Raw genomic sequence first — 19,078 nt, forward strand, 5'->3', positions numbered from 1 at the left:
AGTGGTATTTTTGCCGTTCGGACGCCCGCCCGCCCCGGATGGGCGAGCGCGATAGGATGGGAAAGAAACAAAGGATTTACTCAAAGTCGTTAAGAAAGTGAGGCCCGCAATGGCGATCAAAGTAGGAGTCTTGGGAGCGCAAGGGCGCGTCGGCAAGGCGATTGTTGAAGGCGTTAATGCCGAAGATGACTTAGAGCTCGTAGCGGAAATTAGCCGCGGGGATGAACTGCAGCAATTGGTTGATAATCACGCAGAGGTCATCGTAGATTTCACCCAGCCTGATTCAGTGATGGGGAACCTGGAATTTTGCATCGCGAACGGCATTCACTGCGTGGTGGGCACCACTGGCTTTGATAAAGAGCGCTTGGACCAGGTGGAGCAGTGGACCCGCCAAGAGGGCGCTGGAAACGTGCTGATCGCACCGAATTTCGCCATCTCTGCCGTGATGACCATGGTGCTTGCCAAGCAGGCGGCGAAGTTCTTCGAGACCGCAGAGGTCGTGGAATTTCACCACCCCACCAAGCTGGATGCGCCTTCCGGTACCGCCATCCACACCGCAGAGGCCATTGCTCAGGCGCGCCGCGATGCCGAATTGGGCGAGATGCCGGATGCGACGGAAAAGTCCCTCGAGGGCGCGCGTGGTGCGAATGTAGACGGAATCCCAGTACATGCCGTGCGTACCCGCGGCATGGTGGCCCACGAAGAGGTTATTTTCGGTGCGCAGGGGCAATCCCTGACCATCCGCCAGGATTCTTATGACCGTTCCTCCTTTACTCCTGGCGTTTTGGTCGGTGTGCGCGAGATTGCGCAGCACCCGGGATTGGTCGTCGGGCTAGACAAGTACCTGGGGCTGTAACGGTATGGCCACTGCGAGTGAGCTAAATATCCAGCTCATTGCCGCCACCGAGTTTCACCCGCCACAGGGAACGCAGTGGCGTGCCGATGAGACGGCGACCGATGGCGAGGCCCTCGTCGAATTCGCGGGACGGGCGTGTTATGAGTCTTTTGACAAACCCAACCCGCGGACCGCGACGAACTCCGCCTACCTGCACCACATCATGGAGGTAGGCCATACGGCGCTTCTGGAACACGCTACGGCCACGATGTACATTACGGGGCTCTCGCGCTCAGCCAGCCATGAATTGGTGCGCCACCGGCACTTTTCCTTTTCGCAGCTATCCCAGCGCTTTGTGCATCCCAATGAGATGCACGTAGCGCTGCCCAAGCTGGTGGAAGAAGATGAACAATTGCGCCGGTTGGTCATGCAGGCCGTGGATGACACCCGTTTTGTCTACGATGAGCTGCTCGAGGCCTTGGAAGAAAAGCTGGATGAGCCGAATGCGCTGCTGCGAAAGAAGCAGGCGCGGCAGGCGGCGCGCGCGGTATTGCCCAATGCCACGGAAACGAGGCTCGTCGTTACCGGCAATTACCGCGCGTGGCGTCACTTCATTGGGGCGCGGGCGGCTGAGCACGCTGATACGGAATTGCGCGAAGTGGCGGTGGAGTGCTTGAAGCATTTGCAGGAGCAAGCACCAGCGCTTTTCGATGACTTCCATATCACCACGTTGGCCGATGGAACGCAGATGGCCGCAAGCCCTTACGCTTAACACGCGCCACCCCGATGCGGCCAAAAGGTGCCCTAGCGGGTAACCTTGACGGCTATGAGCACAGGTATGACAGCAAAGACTGGCGTTGACACCTTCGGTCGCATTGGCGTTGCCATGGTCACTCCGTTTGATCGTGACGGTGCGCTGGACGTAGAAGCGGGTCGCCGCCTGGCAGCTCATCTCGTAGACAACGGCGTGGATTCACTCATCTTGGGTGGAACGACGGGCGAGTCTCCTACCACGTCCTTGGACGAAAAATTGGAGCTGCTCAAGGCCGTAAAAGAGGAAGTAGGAGACCGCGTTCGGATCTGTGCGGGCGCCGGAACGAATAACACCGCAACCTCGATCGAGGTTGCCCAAGCTTCCGCCGCCGCAGGAGCCGATAGCTTGCTCGTGGTAACTCCGTATTACTCCAAGCCCTCCCAAAAGGGCGTCTACGAGCATTTTGCCGCAGTTGCTGATTCTACGGATCTGCCGATTTGCGTCTATGACATCCCTGGCCGCTCGGGCATCCCGGTGGCGTCGGATACGCTCCGCCGCCTTGCGGAATTGCCGACTATCCAAGCCGTGAAAGACGCCAAGGGCGATCTTTCCGCGGCCGCAGAACTCATCCAAGAAACCGACTTGGCGTGGTACTCCGGTGATGATCCGATTAACCTGCCGTGGCTATCCCTCGGCGCTTCGGGTTTCATCTCCGTCATCGGCCACGCTGCACCGCGTGCCTTGGTAGAACTCTATGAAGCTTTCGATGCGGGCGATTTGGCCCGCGCGCAAGAAATAAATTACTCAACGCTTCTTCCACTGACCCGCGCTCAGGCGCGGTTGGGCGGAGCGACATTTGCAAAGGAAGCTCTGCGCCTGCAGGGCTTTGAAGTTGGCGATCCCCGCCTTCCTGTTACCGCCGCGAGCGAGGAGGAACGCGAGGTACTTCGCCGTGATTTGGAACAATCTGGAGTCCTTTAAGAATGACTGAACCCCGTAACCGTTCCCGCAAGGTCACCCGCAAGGCGGGTCCACCTTCGGAAACTGAGACCGCCTCCAATGAGGCGGCTTCGCCCGTATTTCAGGCCCCTGCCAATAACGCCGGCACTGCCGGAAATGAGGAGCAGGGCAACTCTGGCAAGAATAACTCTGCCGATAATAAGAACGACGGCGATAACAACGGCCGCCGCTCGCGTTCCCGTGGCGGCCGCGGCCGTGGTCGTGGCGGAAACGGCAATAATGGCAATAACCACGGCGGCAATAACAAGAACAACAACGGTGGCAACGGAAAGAACGGCAATGGCAAGGGCCGTGGCCGCAATAACAATAACCGCGGCCGCCGCAACGTGCCGAAGTCCATGCAGGGTGCTGATTTGACCAAGCGCCTGCCGGAACCGCCAAAGCAGGCGAAGGATACCCTGCGCATCTACGCCTTGGGCGGTATCTCCGAAATCGGCCGCAACATGACCGTCTTTGAATACGGCGATGAGCTGCTCATCATTGACTGCGGCGTGCTCTTCCCATCGTCTGGCGAGCCTGGCGTGGACCTCATCCTGCCGGACTTCGGGCCGATTGAAAAAAAGATCGACAAGGTCAAGGCCCTCGTGGTCACCCACGCCCACGAAGACCACATCGGTGCCATCCCGTGGCTGCTGAAGCTGCGCCCGGATATCCCCATCGTGGCCTCCCGTTTCACCATCGCGCTCATTGCGGCCAAGTGTAAGGAACACCGCCAGAAGCCGAAGTTCGTTGAGGTCAACGAAAAGTCTGACGTGACCTACGGCTGCTTCCGCGTTCGCTTCTGGGCGGTTAACCACTCCGTGCCGGATGCGCTCGGCATCATGCTAGGCACCCCGGCCGGGAATATCATCCACACCGGTGATATCAAGCTGGACCAAACCCCGTTGGATAACCGTCCGACCGACCTTCCGGCGCTGTCTCGTTACGGCGACGAGGGCGTTGACCTCATGCTGTGCGATTCCACCAACGCCACCGTGCCGGGCGTATCCGCCTCCGAGGGCGATATCCCAGCCAACTTCAAGCGCTTGGTGGCTAATGCGAAGCAGCGCGTCATCTTGGCCTCCTTCGCCTCGAACGTCTACCGCGTGCAGGCTGCCATCGATGCTGCCGTGGCCAATGGCCGCAAGGTGGCCTTCAATGGCCGTTCGATGATGCGCAATATGGAGATCGCGGAAAAGATGGGCTTTTTGAAGGTCCCGCGCGGCACCATCATCCCCATCGATGAGGCCGCGAAGATGGCCCCGCACAAGACCATGCTCATTACCACCGGTACGCAGGGTGAGCCGATGGCTGCGCTGTCCCGCATGGCCCGCCGCGAGCACCGCCAGATTACGGTGCGCGATGGCGATACCATCATCTTCTCTTCCTCGCTCATCCCGGGCAACGAAGAGGCCGTCTTCGGCGTTATCAATATGCTGTCCCAGATTGGTGCCAACGTCATCACCAATCAGGACGTCAAGGTCCACGCATCTGGCCACGGCTACTCCGGCGAGCTGCTCTTCCTGTACAACGCGGCGCGCCCGCGCAATGCCATGCCGGTCCACGGCGAGTGGCGCCACCTGCGCGCCAATAAGGAATTGGCGATTTCCACCGGCGTGGCCCGCGACCGGACGGTCTTGGCGCAAAACGGCGTTGTGGTGGATCTGCGTAAGGGCCGCGCGGAGGTCGTCGGCCAGCTGCAGGTTGGCCACCTCTACGTCGATGGCGTGTCCATGGGCGATGTCGATGCCGATACCTTGGCAGACCGCACCAACTTGGGCGCCGGCGGCGTGGTATCCATTACCTGCGTGATTGATAACCGCACCTCCCGCCTGCTCGAGCACCCAACCGTGGCAACCACCGGTTTCTCCGATGATGACCGCGGTGTTGTGCCCGAGGTTGCGGAGATGGTGGAAAACACCATGAATGATCTCGCCGCAGAGGGCGAGAATGACACCTACCGGATGGTGCAAAAGCTGCGCCGCAAGGTCTCCAAGCTCATGGATTCCAAGTACAAGCGCGAGCCGGTCATTTTGCCCACCATCGTGCCGACGAATTCAGGCACGCTGCTTGCTGATGACGCCGATGTCGACGCCAGCCGCGAGTCCCTGTAAGTTCTCCTACAAAAGGATTTAATTCCGGCATAGTTTCTGTGCCCCAGTATTTCGATGACCTCGGTATGCTGGGGCACATGTCGTTTTCATCTTCCGAACGCGCCAAGATGGTCGCGCTTCTGCATCAGCTAGGTCCAGACGCCCCCACGCTGTGTGAGGGCTGGACCACGCGCGACTTAGTTGCCCACCTGTGGGTGCGCGAAAACCGTCCCGATGCCGCAGCGGGCATGTTCCTTTCGGTCCTGCAGCCCCACCTAGAAAAGGAATCCGCTAAGGTCGCCCGCCGCGATTTCGATGAGCTTGTCGATGCCTGGGGGAGGGGGCCGGCAAAGTTTAACCCCGCACGTTTTCTCGATGCCCAGCAAAATTTGGGCGAACATTTCATCCACCACGAGGATATCCGCCGCGCCAATGGCCAGACCGAACCCCGTGATTTTTCTGTGGCCGTGCAGAAGAAGCTGCACCGTTTTTTGAAGATCTGGGCCAAATTGAGCCTGCGTAAATCCACCCAGCCGGTGATCCTGCAGCCGGACGGGATGCAGCGCATCGTCGTGGCAGATAAGCACGGGGTAGCCGATCGCGGCGATCGCGTGGTCCGCGTAAGCGGGGAGGTTGGAGAACTCCTCCTGTGGGCATACGGGCGCGATGTCGTACAAGTCACCATCAATGGCGACGAGTCAGCCATCAAGATGTCAACCCTGTAGGCTAGAAAAAGCCGCTTTTGTGGCCCGTGCTGCACCTTTTTAGCCCGAACTCGGGACATTTCTCGGTTAACTAGCTCTGCCACGCGTGTGGCGTATGTGATTTGTGGGGTTTTCCGGTTAAGGTAAATGACATGTCTGTCAAAAATGCCTCCTCTCGCGGATCGCGCCGGAACCAGACGCGAGCATCGAAAAGCGCGCCTGGCCGGAAAGCGAACCGGTCGCGGCCGTCTGGCCGCAGCCAGTCCAGCGCCGGTGTGCCAGAGACGCTGGAGATGACCTCGTCTGGGCGCGCGGCAGGAACGACGCAAGAGCGTACGGGGAGCGCATTTCGGGCCGTCGGCAAGGGGCTTGGCTCTGCATTTGGTGCCACCGCGCGCGGAATGGGCAATGTTGCCCGCGGCCTAGGCAATGGCCTTGCAGGCCTGAAGCCGAGCCAGGATGTAACTGCTGACGGCACGGAGGATTTCGAGAGAACAAGGGAGCCACAGGAAATTTCTGATAGCGCCGGGAAAAAGAAGAAAAGTAAGGTAACTCGCGCGCGCGATATCGCAGCAGAGGAGGAAGCACAGGCTGCCGAGGAGGCAGCGGCTTCCTCGCAGGGCGGGTTGCGAGTCAAGAATCCGGATGCGGTTGCCCTGGTGCTCATCGGCGTAGCCATCGTCCTCGCCGCCACCGTATGGTTTGGGGTCGCCGGCCAGGTGGGCGTCTGGGTAGGAAACCTGGTGCGCTACGTCATCGGCGCCGGCGCGTGGGTGCTTCCCATTGCACTCGTCGCGCTAGCCATTTCACTCATGATGGAAATGGATGGTCCATCCGGTCGCATCAATCCGCGCATTGCGGGTGGCACGTCGATCATCGTGCTGGCGATGCTGAGCCTCATCCACATCTTTGCCGGTAATCCGCCGCTCGGCTTTACCACCGATACAGCGGGCGGGGCCGGCGGTGTCGTCGGCTTTGCAATCGGCGGGATTCTGGATGCCGCGTTTACCTCGTATGTTGCGGTGCCGCTGCTTTTCCTCGTCATCATTTACGGCGCGCTGCTGGTTACGGGAATCACCATCCGCGAGGCCTACGAGCTCGTGGCGGATTCGCTGCGCTCGGCCTTCTCCCGCTTTGGCGGCAGCGATGAGGACTACGACGAGGCTGACGATGATGATCTTTACGGCCACGTGTCTGGCGATATCGACGATATTGCACATGGCCGCGAGCGCTCCGAGCGTCCTGCGCCGAAGCGTCGCGGCACGTCCGCCCTGCGCAAGACCGGCAGCTCCTATCCGGTGCAGTCGCTTGACGATGCCCCCGCAGACGACCACACCGTCGCCTTCAACACCCCGGTCCGTGCGGGTTATGAGCCGGTGGATCGCAGCGACGACGAGCTGGGCTACGGCGCGGACTCCCAGGTGGGGGATACCGATGCTTTCCCGGCAGTAGACGACGCTGACTATGCAGAGGACTCCGAATCCACCCAACCGGCCCTGCCAGAAAGCGAGCCCACCCGCGTCTTGGGTTCTGCCACTGGCGGGTCTTCTACCGGCCGCAAGTCGCGGGCTGGCCGAGCGGCTGGTGCTGGGGCCGCTGGAGTCGCTGGGCCTGCTGGCGCCGGTGCTGCCGCTGCTTCTGGTGTGGCTGGTGCCGCAGGTGCAGCCGCCAAGGCCAAGGGCGCTGCTGCTGGAGCTGCCGCTGGTGCAGCTGCCGCTGGTGCTGCCAAGGCCGGTTCCGATGCTGTGTCTTCGGCGCACGAGGAAGCCCGGCGCCTATTCCGCGAGCGCTCTGGGCGCGATGCGGCCACCGGCGCACAGGTGGAATCCACCGCGGCGGCGGAACAGCCTGCCACACAGCCCCAAGCGCCCGCGCCTGCGCAATTTGGCAACGACAACTATGCGGTGCCCTCTACCGATCTGCTGACCCCAGGCACGCCTGCGAAGGAACGCACCGAGATCAATGACCGCATCATTGAGGCCATTACCGATGTCTTCGAAGAGTTCAATGTCAATGCTCAGGTGACTGGCTTTAGCCGTGGCCCCACGGTGACCCGCTATGAGATTGAGCTTGGACCAGGCGTTAAGGTTTCGAAGATTACGAACCTGCAATCCAACCTGGCCTATGCCGTGGCTACCGATAACCTGCGCTTGCTCACCCCGATTCCGGGCAAGTCCGCAGTGGGTATTGAGGTTCCTAACCCAGACCGCGAAATGGTCCACCTGCGCGAGGTCTTGGACGCGCCCAGCATGACGTCTTCCCCGGACCCAATGTTGATTGGCCTGGGCAAGGATATTGAGGGCGAATACACGTCCTTTTCCGTGCAGAAGATGCCGCACCTGCTGGTTGCCGGCGCTACCGGTTCCGGTAAGTCCGCGTTCGTGAACTCCATGCTGGTCTCGCTGCTTACCCGCGCCACCCCGGAGCAGGTACGCCTGATCCTCGTCGATCCAAAGATGGTGGAGCTCACGCCGTATGAGGGCATTCCGCACCTGATTACGCCCATCATTACCCAGCCGAAGAAGGCCGCCGCGGCCCTCCAATGGCTGGTGGAGGAGATGGAGCAGCGGTACATGGATATGAAGGCCGCGCGCGTGCGCAAGATCGAGGACTATAACCGCAAGGTAGTCTCCGGCGAATACCAGGCCCCGGCAGGTTCCGAGCGCGAGGTTCGGCCGTACCCTTATATCGTCTGCGTGGTAGACGAGCTGGCGGACTTGATGATGACCGCCCCGAAGGAGATCGAGGACTCCATCGTCCGCATCACCCAGAAGGCCCGCGCTGCCGGCATTCACTTGGTGCTGGCCACCCAGCGCCCGTCCGTCGATGTGGTCACCGGCCTCATCAAGACCAACGTGCCTTCCCGCTTGGCCTTTGCCACCTCGTCCTTGACCGACTCCCGTGTCATCTTGGACCAAGGCGGTGCGGAAAAGCTCATCGGCATGGGCGATGGTCTATTTATCCCGCAGGGCAAGCGCCCAGTGCGCATGCAGGGTGCATTCGTTTCCGATGACGAGGTCATGGATGTCGTCGAGGCCGCTAAATCCCAGGCCGCCCCGAACTACACCGAGGGCGTGACCGAGGAAAAGCAGTCTGAGGCGAAGAAGGAGATCGACGATGACATCGGCAAGGACATGGATGACCTCCTCGAGGCCGTCGAGCTTGTGGTGACGGCCCAGCTGGGTTCCACCTCGATGCTGCAGCGCAAGCTACGCATCGGCTTTGCCAAGGCCGGCCGCCTGATGGACCTGATGGAATCGCGCGGCGTTGTCGGGCCATCGGAAGGCTCCAAGGCGCGCGAGGTGCTGGTCAAGCCCGAAGAACTCGACACCATCCTGTGGATGATTAAGGGCGCCGACCCTGCCGATGCCCCCAAGGAAATCCAGGACGAGTTGAACCAGGAAGAAGACGATGATGCCGGTGATTCCGCAGATTCCGCTCTTTCCGATGCCCCCGATGCGCCCGATTCCGATACGCGGACGGTGCAAGCGACCTATAACCCATCGTCCGGGGCCTTCTAAGTAGTGTAAGATGGTCACGGTCTTGGAGGGGAGTACCCCACATTCGGCATAGATCGTCAACACGGTAGCTGTGCGCTCCCGGTCGTGTCGGCCCAGCGAGGAATATCCGCTGGGCGGGGGAGACCTCCGGTCACTTTCTTAAAGTAAATTCGACCGGAGGGATCTCGCGATGAACGTCCCATTGTGGGTGTGGCTGGTCACCGGTGCGGTGATTTTAGCCTTTTTTATATTCGACTTTTATTCTCACGTGCGCAGTCCACATGAGCCTACCCTGAAAGAGTCGGGCCTGTGGACCTTGTTCTACATTGCCGTCGCCCTAGTTTTTGGCGGCGTCGTGTGGGCCGTGTGGGGCCACGAGCACGGCATCCAGTTCTTTACCGGTTATGTCACAGAGCAGGCGCTTTCCGTGGATAACCTCTTCGTATTTGCGCTTATCATGGGATCCTTTAAAATCCCGCGCAAGTACCAGCAAAAGGTGCTGCTCATCGGCATCATCATCGCCCTCGTCTTCCGCCTCGTATTCATCCTGTTGGGCGCGGCGGTTATCGCGGCGTGGTCCGATATCTTCTACCTCTTCGCCATCTTCCTGCTCTACACCGCCATCAAGTTGGTCATTGATGAGATTCGGGACGCGCCGGAGACCAACCCGAACGATATGGCCATCATCAAGCTCGTGCGCAAGGCGGTAGATGTTACCCCGCAGTACCACGGGGATAAGCTCACCCACCGCGTGGACGATGGCTCTAAGAAGGGCAAGTTCGCCTTCACGCCGCTATTCGTCGCGCTGGTATCCATTGGGCTTATCGATGTCATGTTTGCCTTCGACTCCATCCCGGCAATCTACGGCATTACCTCAGAGGCGTTTTTGGTCTTTACCACCAACGCATTCGCGCTGATGGGCCTGCGTCAAATGTACTTTCTTATCGATGGCCTCTTGGACCGCCTCGTCTACCTGCCTTACGGTTTGGGCATCATCTTGGGCTTCATCGGCGTCAAGCTGCTCTTCCACGCGTTGCACGAGAATAACCTGCCGTTTATCAATGGCGGCGACAACATTGAATCCGTGCCAGAAATCTCCACGATCGGCTCGCTGGTGGTTATCGTTGGAGTCTTGGTCATCACGGTTCTTGCATCGGTTATCAAGAACATGCGCGATAAAACCCAAGGCGTAGTGGCTGTATCCCACAACCACTACGACTGGGACGAGGAAGGAAATAAGATCGTGCGCAATACGCGCGGCGATTACCTGGGCAGGGCCGAGGATCTGTCCAAGGAAGACCTACCCAACTAGGGGAGAGAGTCTAGAAGCGGGCTTTAACCGGATTCCACTCGCGGAAGCTGCGGCCCTGGAGGCAGCCTTCTTGATAGAAGGGATCATCGTTCATCAGCTGGATGACATCGGCTACCTCGGTGTCATCATCGTTAAAGCGCACAATGATGAGCGCGCCTCCTTGGGAATCCGTGAACGGTCCCGAGGCCACGATGGTGCCCTTATCAAATAGTTTCCCGGTGAACTCGCGGTGGGCCGGGCGGACCTTCGCTATCTCTGGGTTGGCCGGGTTGTATTCATAATTGACTGCAAAATATTTCATACCGGACAGTATAAATTCTCGGGGGAGTGTGCCGCGAGACCATAACCCAAGCGGGTAGTATGTATAGGGTGAATCAACCCGGAGCACAGTCAGCGCAGTCCTCGGAAGTGAATCCGCAGGTCTCTAATTGGAATCTGCCAAATTTCCTCACCTGCCTGCGTATCGTTTTCATTCCGGTCTTTGCATGGCTGGTCATCGGCGGCCATCAGTGGTGGTCTTTTGGCGTCTTCGCCGCCTTAATGCTCACGGATAAGCTCGATGGCGATATTGCCCGCGCCCGCGGGTTGATTACCGATTTTGGCAAGATTGCCGACCCCATTGCTGATAAAGCGCTCATGACCACAGCGCTTGTCTGCCTCAATATCGTCGATCAGCTTTCGGTCTGGGTCACCGTCATTATTTTGATTCGCGAATTCGGCATCACCATCTGGCGCATGGCCCTGTTGCGCCGCGGAAAGGTCGTCCCAGCCTCTAAAGGCGGCAAGCTAAAGACCGTCCTGCAGTCCTTCGCCGTGGGTCTATATTTGTGGCCGCTTCCCTCGTGGATGGATATTCCTACCTCCTTCATCATGTGGATGGCCGTCGTGGTAACGGTCATTACCGGCGTGCAGTATCTCATCGATGGACAGAAGCAAAATAGCTAAACGCAATGACCTTTACAGAATCTGACCTCGTTGCCTTATTAACAGAGCGCCACGAGACCGTGGCCTTGTGCGAATCGCTGACTGCCGGCTTAGCCAGCGCTACTATCGCTTCGGTGCCAGGCGCGTCTGCCGTCTTGCGCGGTGGCCTTATCACCTATGCCACCGAGGTGAAATCTCACTTTCTGGACAAACCAGTCTCAGAGATCGAGCGCGTAGGCGTCGTCTCTGGCGAAACTGCAGTTGATATGGCTCGCGCCGCTGCTGCGGAAACCGGGGCGGATTGGGGTTTAGGGCTTACCGGCGTCGCTGGGCCCGATAAACAAGAAGGAAAAGAACCCGGCACGGTATTTTTAGGAATCTATTCCGCCGGGCGCATAGCGCAGTCTTTTTGCTTGCGTGACTTGGGCACTGAACGAAACCAAATTAGAAAGGCCACGGTAGGAGTTGCGATCGCCCAACTTGGTGCGATCATCAAAAATTTTCCTACCAGTGGGGAACAAATTTCATCGAAGGAGCGTTAAAACTTACGATGAACATTTCTACAGCAGTCCTCGACCACTCGGCGCAGACTGCCGCGGAACCTGCGGCAGCGGCACCATCGGCGCCACAACCTGCCCGTGCCCCCGAGCCACTATTGCGTGAAGCATTGGGCTTGACTCTGCGCGCATTCCGCGCGGATAAGTCAGTTACCCTGCGTGAATTGGCTAGCGTTGCCCGCGTGTCACCGGGCTACTTGTCGGAGCTCGAGCGAGGCCGCAAGGAAGTTTCTTCTGAGCTATTGGCCTCCGTGTGCCATGCGCTCGACGCGTCTGTGTCTGACGTCTTGATCGAGGCTGCCGGTTATATGGCGCTGCCGTCGATGGATGAAGAGCTCGCGCATACCGCGCCGGCTGCTTCTGAGCTTTAACGCGTGCGGGATTCTGAAAAGAATAGCCGCGGTGGATACCTGCGATTAGTAGCGGCAGAGCCCTAGGCGTTGGGTTACTATGAACACGACAACGCGACGCATTACCACATTCCCTAGAAAGGTCTAGAGCATAATGGCGAATCCATTTGTTAAGGGTTGGAAGTACCTCATGGCACTGTTCGATAATAAAATCGAAGAGAATGCCGATCCGAAAATCCAGATTGAGCAGGCCATCGAAGATGCCCAACGTCAGCATCAAGAGCTATCGCAGCAAGCCGCGGCGGTTATTGGCAATCAACGCCAGCTGGAGATGCAACTTAACCGACGCCTCGCCGAGGTCGAAAAGCTGCAGGGCAATACCCGCCAAGCGCTCGAGCTTGCCGATAAGGCACGCGCCAACGGCGATGAGAGCAAGGCCGTGGAGTATGAGAACGCCGCCGAGGCCTTTGCCGCTCAGCTGGTGACCGCAGAAGAGTCTGTCGAGGACACGAAGAAGCTCCATGACCAGGCATTGCAACAGGCTGAGCAGGCCAAGCGCGCCGTAGAACGCAATAATGCCGCCCTGCGCCAGAAGGTTGATGAGCGTTCGAAGCTGCTATCGCAGCTGGAGCAGGCAAAGATGCAGGAGAAGGTTTCCGAGTCTTTGAACTCCATGAACGAGCTCTCGGCCGGCGGCAACACGCCTTCGCTCGATGCCGTGCGCGATAAGATTGAGCGCCGTTACTCTAAGGCTCTGGGGCAGGCGGAGCTGGCGGAAAATTCCGTCGAAAACCGTATGGCCGAGGTGCAGCAGGCGGGTATCCAGATGGCCGGCCACTCCCGCTTGGAGCAGATCCGTAGCGAGATGAACTCCACGAAGTCCGTAGAAGCTAACCGCACTCAGGCCATCGAGGGCAATAAGGCCTCTGGTTCCGCTGCGGATCAGGCAGCGCAGCCGACCGCGAATGATGACGCCGTCCAGGCTCGCCTGCGCGAGCTGCGCGGAGAGTAACTTCGTCATCCCGGGCTTGCCATAGCGCAAACTGCACACTAGCCTCCGATCTTTCCTTTCCCGTTTCGAGCGGTGAGGGAAGGCGGAGGCATTTTGGTGCTAGTTGGGCATGTGCCTAAGTTTCCTTAGTCACCGACGCCGCGGGCCTGGAGGGCTTCGCCGATGGCTCGAGCGCGCCGAATGGAGCGAATGATGACGGGCGTGACAAAGGCCGAGGGGGAAAAGCCAGCGCCGCGTGCCTTGCGGGCATCGAGAACCTCGTAGACCGTTTCGAACATGAGGGGGATGAGGCGGATTGTCAGGGACATCGCCAAGCTGATGTTTTCTACTGGGACGCCGAAACGATTCAGCGGCTGGAGGGATTCTTCCAGGGATTCCATGATCGCGTCGACCGTCGAGGTAAGCGTTAATAAGAAGGCCAAAATCATGGCGGCCAAGATGTTAAGGAACATCACGGCGGCGTAGTCAAAATCCTTCGCCCACCACTGGAATCCAGCTAGGGGAATGAGGATGACCAAAGGCGGCCAGAGCTGGCTCCAGGCAATCCGTGGGGGAATGCGGGCGATGAAATACGTCAATGCTGCAGCGATCACCGCGCCGCCGGCCCACGGCAAAGAGTTGAAAAAGATGCTGGTAACCAGGATAAATACCAGCAAAATGAGTATCTTCCAGCTGGGCTTCATCCGGTGGATTACCGTCGTGCCCGGAACATATACGGATAGCGGAATATTGGTTCTGCGTCGGGTCATTGGAGGTGGCTTTCTAGAGTGGCCGCTGCGCCATGAGATCTCTGTAAAAATCGATGACCTCCTGGGGAGCGCCATCGGCAGCAACCTTGTGGTCATCGATGCAGATGACACGGTCGAAATCCGTGAGGAATTCCAGATCGTGAGTAACGACGATGAGCTGCTGGTCAAGCTGCGCGAACTCGCGCTTGATGCGGTCGCGATTGCGGAGATCAAGCAGCGTCGTTGGTTCATCGGCGATGATGAGAACCGGGTCGATGACCAACACTGCGGCTAAGGCGAGCAATTGCTTTTGTCCACCAGAAAGCGTGTGCGGGGAGCGCTCGGCAAATTCTAAGAGCCCGAACCGTTCCAGGGCGGCATCGACTCGCGCAGTACGCTCGGCCTTAGGCAGCTTGAAGCGGCGCAGGGAAAAAGCGATGTCATCGCGCACATTGGGCATAACGATCTGATTTTCGGCATCGGAAAAGACGAACCCCACCTTTTCGCGCACCTTCTTGCCCTGCTCGCTGGGATTTATGCCGTCGACGGTGACGGTACCCGCGGTGGGCTCACCCAGGCCATTGATAAGCCGAGTCAGCGTGGACTTTCCGCCGCCATTTTGACCGATGACGCCGATCCGTTGCTCGCTTAAAGTGAGGTTGATGTCATCGAGGACCACCGTCTCATCGAAGGCTACCGTGACCGAGGAAAAGTCGATGGTGGGCACTAGGAGGCCTTCCTACCCATCAGGTCGGGGAATGCGGAGTGAACACCAACGGCGATGATAACGGCCACGATGAGCTTTGCGGTGTCAACGAGGACGAATGGGCCTTGCGCCGCGATGGCCGGGCCTACCTCCAACCCGGAGCGAAGCATCAAGCCGATCGCGCCACAGGTGTATTGCACCAGAAGGCCTACGATGGCGGCGATAGCGAAAACCACGGTCATGCCGCCCTTTCCGCGCGGGGCGCGATAAGCGATGGCGCCGGCGGCGATGGGGGAGAGTACGTAACCGATGATGTATCCCACGGTGGGGCCGGCAAGCGCGCGGAGCGTGGTGCCGCCGCCTGCCAATACGGGCAATGCCAAACCGATAAAGAGGAATAGCAAGCCAACGTAGCCGCCGCGTTTTCCGCCCAAGATGAGGCCGGACAAAATGAGCGCGGCGTTTTGCAAGACGATGGGCACGCCGGCGGTGCCTACGGGGATAGAAACGAAGGCTAAAACGATAACGAGGGCGGTAAATACCGCTACATAGGCAATGGTGGTTGCTACGGAGTTCTTCTGCATGGGAAAAGATTAGCACCTTGGAGAAAAACGCTGTAGACACACCAATTTGAACCTCGTTCAAGAAAGCTAATTCTGGGGTCCTGGTAAAAGTTTTGGAAATATTTCCGTGGTGGTGGGTAGGATTGCGCGCATGCGATTGACGGAGTACCACCAATTGGTTGTGGATGAATTTGGCGAATCAAAAGGGGCGTGGATTAGCCATTCGCATGTTTTATCAGAGCTTAATGGAACGCCGGATGAGCTTATCGAACGTGGCGTCGATCCCCGCCGTGTCTGGATAGGGCTGTGCAATGACTTCGATGTTCCCCAAGAGCGCCGTCTCGGCGTAGATTACCCAACCTTATAGGGTCTCAGAAAAGCCGAAAAGGTGTGTCTATTTTCTATATTCGAACAGATGTATGTACTCTAGTTGGGGTGTCGGTGTGGGCGACTACAGTGGGATTGCGTTGAGGGCGGAACCATTTAGGGTTCTGCAGCAGTCTAATTAAGTGTTCACGCAGCGTCGTACGAGATAAGGATTTATAACAATGGCAACGAAAAAGAAATCATCCTCCGCCGCAACCAAGGGAGATGACCGCCAGAAGGCGCTAGATGCAGCGATGGCCATGATCGAAAAGGATTATGGCAAGGGCGCCGTTATGCGCTTGGGTGATGATGACCGCCCTCCCATCAAGGCCATTTCTTCCGGCAACACGGCAATCGACGTGGCGCTGGGCATCGGTGGCTTCCCGCGCGGGCGAATTGTGGAAATCTATGGCCCAGAGTCTTCCGGTAAGACGACGGTGGCGTTGCATGCCATTGCCTCGGCACAAAAAGACGGCGGCATTGCAGCGTTTATCGATGCCGAGCACGCCCTCGACCCCCAATATGCACGCCTGCTAGGCGTCGACACCGATAACCTCCTCGTGTCCCAGCCAGATACCGGTGAGCAGGCCCTGGAAATCGCGGACATGCTGGTGCGCTCCGGTGCCATCGACATTATCGTCGTGGACTCCGTGGCAGCTCTGACCCCTAAGGCGGAAATCGAAGGCGAGATGGGCGATAGCCACGTCGGCCTGCAGGCCCGCCTTATGTCCCAGGCCTTGCGCAAGATGACCGGTGCGCTATATAACTCCGGCACCACCGCAATCTTCATCAACCAGCTGCGCGAAAAGATCGGTGTGATGTTCGGTTCCCCGGAGACCACCACCGGTGGTAAAGCGCTGAAGTTCTACTCCTCCGTGCGCTGCGATATCCGCCGTATCCAGACGCTGAAGGATGGCCAGGATGCCATTGGTAACCGCACGAAGCTCAAGGTGGTAAAGAATAAGGTTTCCCCGCCGTTCAAGATCGCCGAGTTCGACATCATGTACGGCGAGGGCATTTCTCGCGAGTCCTCCATCATCGATCTCGGCGTAGAAAACGGTTTCATCCGCAAGTCCGGCTCCTGGTTTACCTATGAGGGCGACCAGCTGGGTCAAGGTAAGGAGAAGGCTCGTTCCTTCTTGAAGGATAACCCTGACCTTGCCAATGAGATCGAAAAGAAGATCTTCCAAAAACTCGGCATTGGGGAAGAGGCGGCAAATGGTGAAGAAGCTACCGCCATGGATGTCCCCGGTTCCGATGACCCATTGACGGATGAATCCGTAGATTTGGTCCCGAACGTCGACTTCGATGACGATTAAGCCTGTCCACCAACACTCCCACCGCTTAACACCCGCGCTATGAATCAACCCGCCCCTGAAAAGCTAGAGCAACTCCGCCAGGCCCTTGAAGCCTATGAAAAAGGAGAAGCCGGGGGCGGGCTTTTTGATCGGGAGGCCGAAGAGGCAAAGTCAAAGGTTCGGTCCCGCGCATTGGGCTTGCTTGACCAGCGTTCGCGGTCCCGCCAGGAATTGTATGACCGTTTGGTTCAGGCCGAATTCGCCCCTGAGGTGGTTGATGAGGTCCTCGATGACTTGGCCCATGCGGGCCTCATTGACGACGCCGCCTTCGCCGCCGAATGGGTGCGGCAGCGGCATAAGCGGCGAGGAAAATCGCGCAGCGTCCTCGACCGCGAGCTTCGGGAAAAGGGCGTAAGCCAAGAAGACATAGACGAAGCCCTTGCCCAAATTGACTCCGCCGATGAAGAGGCGATGGCCCGCGCCTTGGCGGAAAAGAAGGCGCGCAGCGTGAAATCCGTTCCTGCGGATAGGAAGGAACGGGAAAAGGCCTTGCGCAGGATCGTGGGAGTATTGGCGCGCCGTGGATTCAACGAGGGGATGTCTTTGAACATTGCCATTAGCGCCCTCGAGGAACGGTGCGAGGAGCTGTCTTCTCCTTAAATCCGGCGGATGGGGCTTAGTGCCTTGTTGGCTCCAACCTTGTGACTCGCACACGCGCCCCACCCACCGCGGGCCCGCGCCCCGACGCGCCGCACTATGCGCCCATTCTGGCCCACTTGTTGTCACGGGCGCCGAGCAGCGACGGTTATGAGTTGTTCTGGGTGATGGCTAGACTATGCCGACGTGGAGCAGACAATTCCTGAAACCCGTACCTATGAAGTCCGAACCTTCGGCTGCCAGATGAATGTGCACGATTCCGAGCGCATTTCCGGCCTGCTGGAGGAAGCTGGCTACGCGGCCGCAGACGAGGCCACGGAGCCGGATCTCATCGTCTTTAACACGTGCGCAGTCCGCGAAAACGCCGACAAGCGCCTCTACGGCACGCTGGGCGCATTGAAGAAGACGAAGGAGAACCATCCCGGCATGCAAATCGCTGTGGGCGGTTGCCTTGCACAAAAGGATAAGGACACCGTCCTCGACAATGCGCCGTGGGTTGATGCCGTCTTCGGAACCCACAATATGGCAGCGTTGCCCACCCTCCTCGAGCGCGCCCGCCATAACGAGGAAGCTCAGGTAGAAATCGTCGATTCGCTAGAGGCATTCCCCTCGGTATTGCCCGCTAAGCGCGAATCCGCCTACGCGGGTTGGGTATCGGTGTCCGTGGGCTGCAATAACACCTGCACCTTCTGCATCGTTCCCTCCCTGCGCGGTAAGGAAGAGGACCGCCGGCCGGGCGATATTCTGGCCGAGGTACAGGCGCTGGTGGATCAGGGAGTTTCTGAGGTCACTCTCTTGGGCCAAAACGTCAACGCCTATGGCGTGAATTTCGCCGATCCAGAAATGCCGCGCGATCGCTTTGCTTTCTCGAAGCTGCTGCGCGAAGTGGGCAAGATCGACGGCCTCGAGCGCCTGCGGTTTACCTCCCCGCACCCGGCGGAATTTACCTCGGATGTCATCGACGCCATGGCGGAAACCCCGGCGGTGTGCCCGCAGTTGCACATGCCGCTGCAGTCCGGCTCGGATAAGGTCTTGAAGGACATGCGCCGTTCCTACCGCACGAAGAAGTTCCTGCGCATCCTCGATGAGGTCCGCGAGAAGATTCCGAATGCTGCGATTACCACCGATATTATCGTCGGTTTCCCGGGCGAGACCGAAGAGGATTTCCAGGACACCATGGACTTGGTCCGCCGCGCCCGCTTTGCCTCGGCATTTACCTTCCAGTATTCCCCGCGCCCGGGCACCCCTGCGGCGGAGATGGAAAACCAGGTCCCCAAGGAAGTCGTCCAGGACCGCTTCGAGCGGCTCGTTGCGCTGCAAGATAGCATCCAGGCAGAAGAGAACCAGAAGCTCGTGGGCACTGAGGTGGAGCTCTTGGTCCAGGCTGAGGGCGGACGCAAGAACGATGAGACCCACCGCATGTCGGGTCGAGCTCGGGATGGGCGCCTCGTGCACTTTAGCCCCATTGATGCCAACGGCGCGGATATCTCGGCCGAGATTCGCCCCGGCGACGTCGTGCGCACCAAGGTCACGGGTGCAGGCTCGTTCTTCTTGCTTGCCGATGCCGCAGTAGCCACCCACACCCGCACCAAGGCCGGCGACATGTCGGCTTCGGGCCAAACCCCCACTACCGCTCCGATTGGGGTGGGCTTGGGGCTGCCGGGCATCGGCAAGCCTGCTGGCGCTGCCGCAGCGGATTCTTGCGGCTGCTAACCGGGGA

General features: G+C 59.0%; 19 protein-coding genes. 15 read left to right on the plus strand and 4 right to left on the minus strand.

What is annotated here, in order from left to right; genetic code table 11:
• The first annotated feature begins 109 nt into the window (after positions 1-109).
• The 7 genes from dapB (at position 110) to ACP8KU_RS04490 (ending at position 10,197) form a co-directional block, all read left to right on the plus strand.
• The gene (gene dapB / locus ACP8KU_RS04460; RefSeq protein WP_023028897.1) at positions 110-856 is read left to right on the plus strand and encodes a 4-hydroxy-tetrahydrodipicolinate reductase; all 747 of its coding nucleotides are present in this window, start codon (positions 110-112) and stop codon (positions 854-856) included.
• Positions 857-860: 4 nt separating this feature from the next.
• Entirely contained in the window at positions 861-1,607 is a 747-nt protein-coding gene (thyX, locus tag ACP8KU_RS04465) for an FAD-dependent thymidylate synthase (protein ID WP_023028896.1), read from the plus strand.
• 54 nt (positions 1,608-1,661) lie between these two features.
• Positions 1,662-2,570: a 4-hydroxy-tetrahydrodipicolinate synthase gene (dapA, locus tag ACP8KU_RS04470; protein WP_034654087.1), complete on the plus strand. Its 909-nt coding sequence runs from the start codon at positions 1,662-1,664 to the stop codon at positions 2,568-2,570.
• A gap of 2 nt (positions 2,571-2,572) precedes the next feature.
• Positions 2,573-4,702 (plus strand): ribonuclease J, encoded by a 2,130-nt coding sequence (locus ACP8KU_RS04475; protein WP_349819762.1) that lies wholly within the window; start codon positions 2,573-2,575, stop codon positions 4,700-4,702.
• Between the two features lie 65 nt (positions 4,703-4,767).
• On the plus strand, positions 4,768-5,406 hold the full coding sequence (locus ACP8KU_RS04480) for a TIGR03085 family metal-binding protein (protein WP_005283505.1): 639 nt from the start codon (positions 4,768-4,770) through the stop codon (positions 5,404-5,406).
• 272 nt (positions 5,407-5,678) lie between these two features.
• Entirely contained in the window at positions 5,679-8,906 is a 3,228-nt protein-coding gene (locus ACP8KU_RS04485; protein WP_484484152.1) for an FtsK/SpoIIIE family DNA translocase, read from the plus strand.
• A gap of 169 nt (positions 8,907-9,075) precedes the next feature.
• Positions 9,076-10,197, plus strand: coding sequence for a TerC family protein (locus tag ACP8KU_RS04490; RefSeq protein WP_023017338.1), 1,122 nt, complete (start codon positions 9,076-9,078; stop codon positions 10,195-10,197).
• Positions 10,198-10,207: 10 nt separating this feature from the next.
• On the opposite strand, the gene ACP8KU_RS04495 is transcribed toward ACP8KU_RS04490, so the two are convergent.
• On the minus strand, positions 10,208-10,498 hold the full coding sequence (locus ACP8KU_RS04495; protein WP_023017339.1) for a YciI family protein: 291 nt from the start codon (positions 10,496-10,498) through the stop codon (positions 10,208-10,210).
• 59 nt (positions 10,499-10,557) lie between these two features.
• Here ACP8KU_RS04495 and pgsA point away from each other — a divergent pair, with 59 nt between their 5' ends.
• The 4 genes from pgsA (at position 10,558) to ACP8KU_RS04515 (ending at position 13,040) form a co-directional block, all read left to right on the plus strand.
• Positions 10,558-11,142 carry a CDP-diacylglycerol--glycerol-3-phosphate 3-phosphatidyltransferase gene (gene pgsA, locus ACP8KU_RS04500; RefSeq protein ID WP_023017340.1) on the plus strand — a complete coding sequence of 195 codons (585 nt, stop codon included), beginning with the start codon at positions 10,558-10,560 and terminating at the stop codon, positions 11,140-11,142.
• 5 nt (positions 11,143-11,147) lie between these two features.
• Positions 11,148-11,663 carry a nicotinamide-nucleotide amidohydrolase family protein gene (locus ACP8KU_RS04505; protein ID WP_484484055.1) on the plus strand — a complete coding sequence of 172 codons (516 nt, stop codon included), beginning with the start codon at positions 11,148-11,150 and terminating at the stop codon, positions 11,661-11,663.
• 8 nt (positions 11,664-11,671) lie between these two features.
• A complete protein-coding gene (locus tag ACP8KU_RS04510; protein ID WP_005278839.1) occupies positions 11,672-12,049 on the plus strand; it encodes a helix-turn-helix domain-containing protein in 378 nt (125 codons plus the stop codon).
• 133 nt (positions 12,050-12,182) lie between these two features.
• Entirely contained in the window at positions 12,183-13,040 is an 858-nt protein-coding gene (locus ACP8KU_RS04515) for a PspA/IM30 family protein (RefSeq protein WP_023017343.1), read from the plus strand.
• 125 nt (positions 13,041-13,165) lie between these two features.
• Here ACP8KU_RS04515 and ACP8KU_RS04520 read toward each other — a convergent pair whose 3' ends face one another.
• Genes ACP8KU_RS04520 through ACP8KU_RS04530 form a run of 3 tightly spaced genes read right to left on the minus strand, consistent with a single transcriptional unit; the run spans position 13,166 to position 15,058 of the window.
• A complete protein-coding gene (locus tag ACP8KU_RS04520) occupies positions 13,166-13,789 on the minus strand; it encodes an energy-coupling factor transporter transmembrane component T family protein (RefSeq protein WP_278723638.1) in 624 nt (207 codons plus the stop codon).
• A 13-nt stretch (positions 13,790-13,802) separates the two neighbouring features.
• Positions 13,803-14,495: an energy-coupling factor ABC transporter ATP-binding protein gene (locus ACP8KU_RS04525; RefSeq protein ID WP_023028889.1), complete on the minus strand. Its 693-nt coding sequence runs from the start codon at positions 14,493-14,495 to the stop codon at positions 13,803-13,805.
• Positions 14,495-15,058, minus strand: coding sequence for a biotin transporter BioY (locus ACP8KU_RS04530; protein ID WP_023017346.1), 564 nt, complete (start codon positions 15,056-15,058; stop codon positions 14,495-14,497). Before ACP8KU_RS04530 ends, ACP8KU_RS04525 begins: the two co-directional genes overlap by 1 nt.
• A gap of 130 nt (positions 15,059-15,188) precedes the next feature.
• On the opposite strand from ACP8KU_RS04530, the gene ACP8KU_RS04535 reads away from it, so the two are divergent.
• The 4 genes from ACP8KU_RS04535 to miaB all read left to right on the plus strand — a co-directional run bounded on the left by ACP8KU_RS04535 (position 15,189) and on the right by miaB (position 19,071).
• Positions 15,189-15,404 (plus strand): DUF3046 domain-containing protein, encoded by a 216-nt coding sequence (locus ACP8KU_RS04535; protein ID WP_023028888.1) that lies wholly within the window; start codon positions 15,189-15,191, stop codon positions 15,402-15,404.
• 181 nt (positions 15,405-15,585) lie between these two features.
• Complete coding sequence (recA, locus tag ACP8KU_RS04540; RefSeq protein ID WP_005283473.1) at positions 15,586-16,722, plus strand: recombinase RecA; 1,137 nt, start codon at positions 15,586-15,588, stop codon at positions 16,720-16,722.
• A gap of 39 nt (positions 16,723-16,761) precedes the next feature.
• Positions 16,762-17,361 (plus strand): recombination regulator RecX, encoded by a 600-nt coding sequence (recX, locus tag ACP8KU_RS04545; RefSeq protein WP_237800512.1) that lies wholly within the window; start codon positions 16,762-16,764, stop codon positions 17,359-17,361.
• 183 nt (positions 17,362-17,544) lie between these two features.
• The gene (gene miaB / locus ACP8KU_RS04550; RefSeq protein WP_023017349.1) at positions 17,545-19,071 is read left to right on the plus strand and encodes a tRNA (N6-isopentenyl adenosine(37)-C2)-methylthiotransferase MiaB; all 1,527 of its coding nucleotides are present in this window, start codon (positions 17,545-17,547) and stop codon (positions 19,069-19,071) included.
• Positions 19,072-19,078: the final 7 nt, after the last annotated feature.

The sequence above is a fragment of the Corynebacterium sp. LaCa_282 genome (assembly GCF_057198125.1).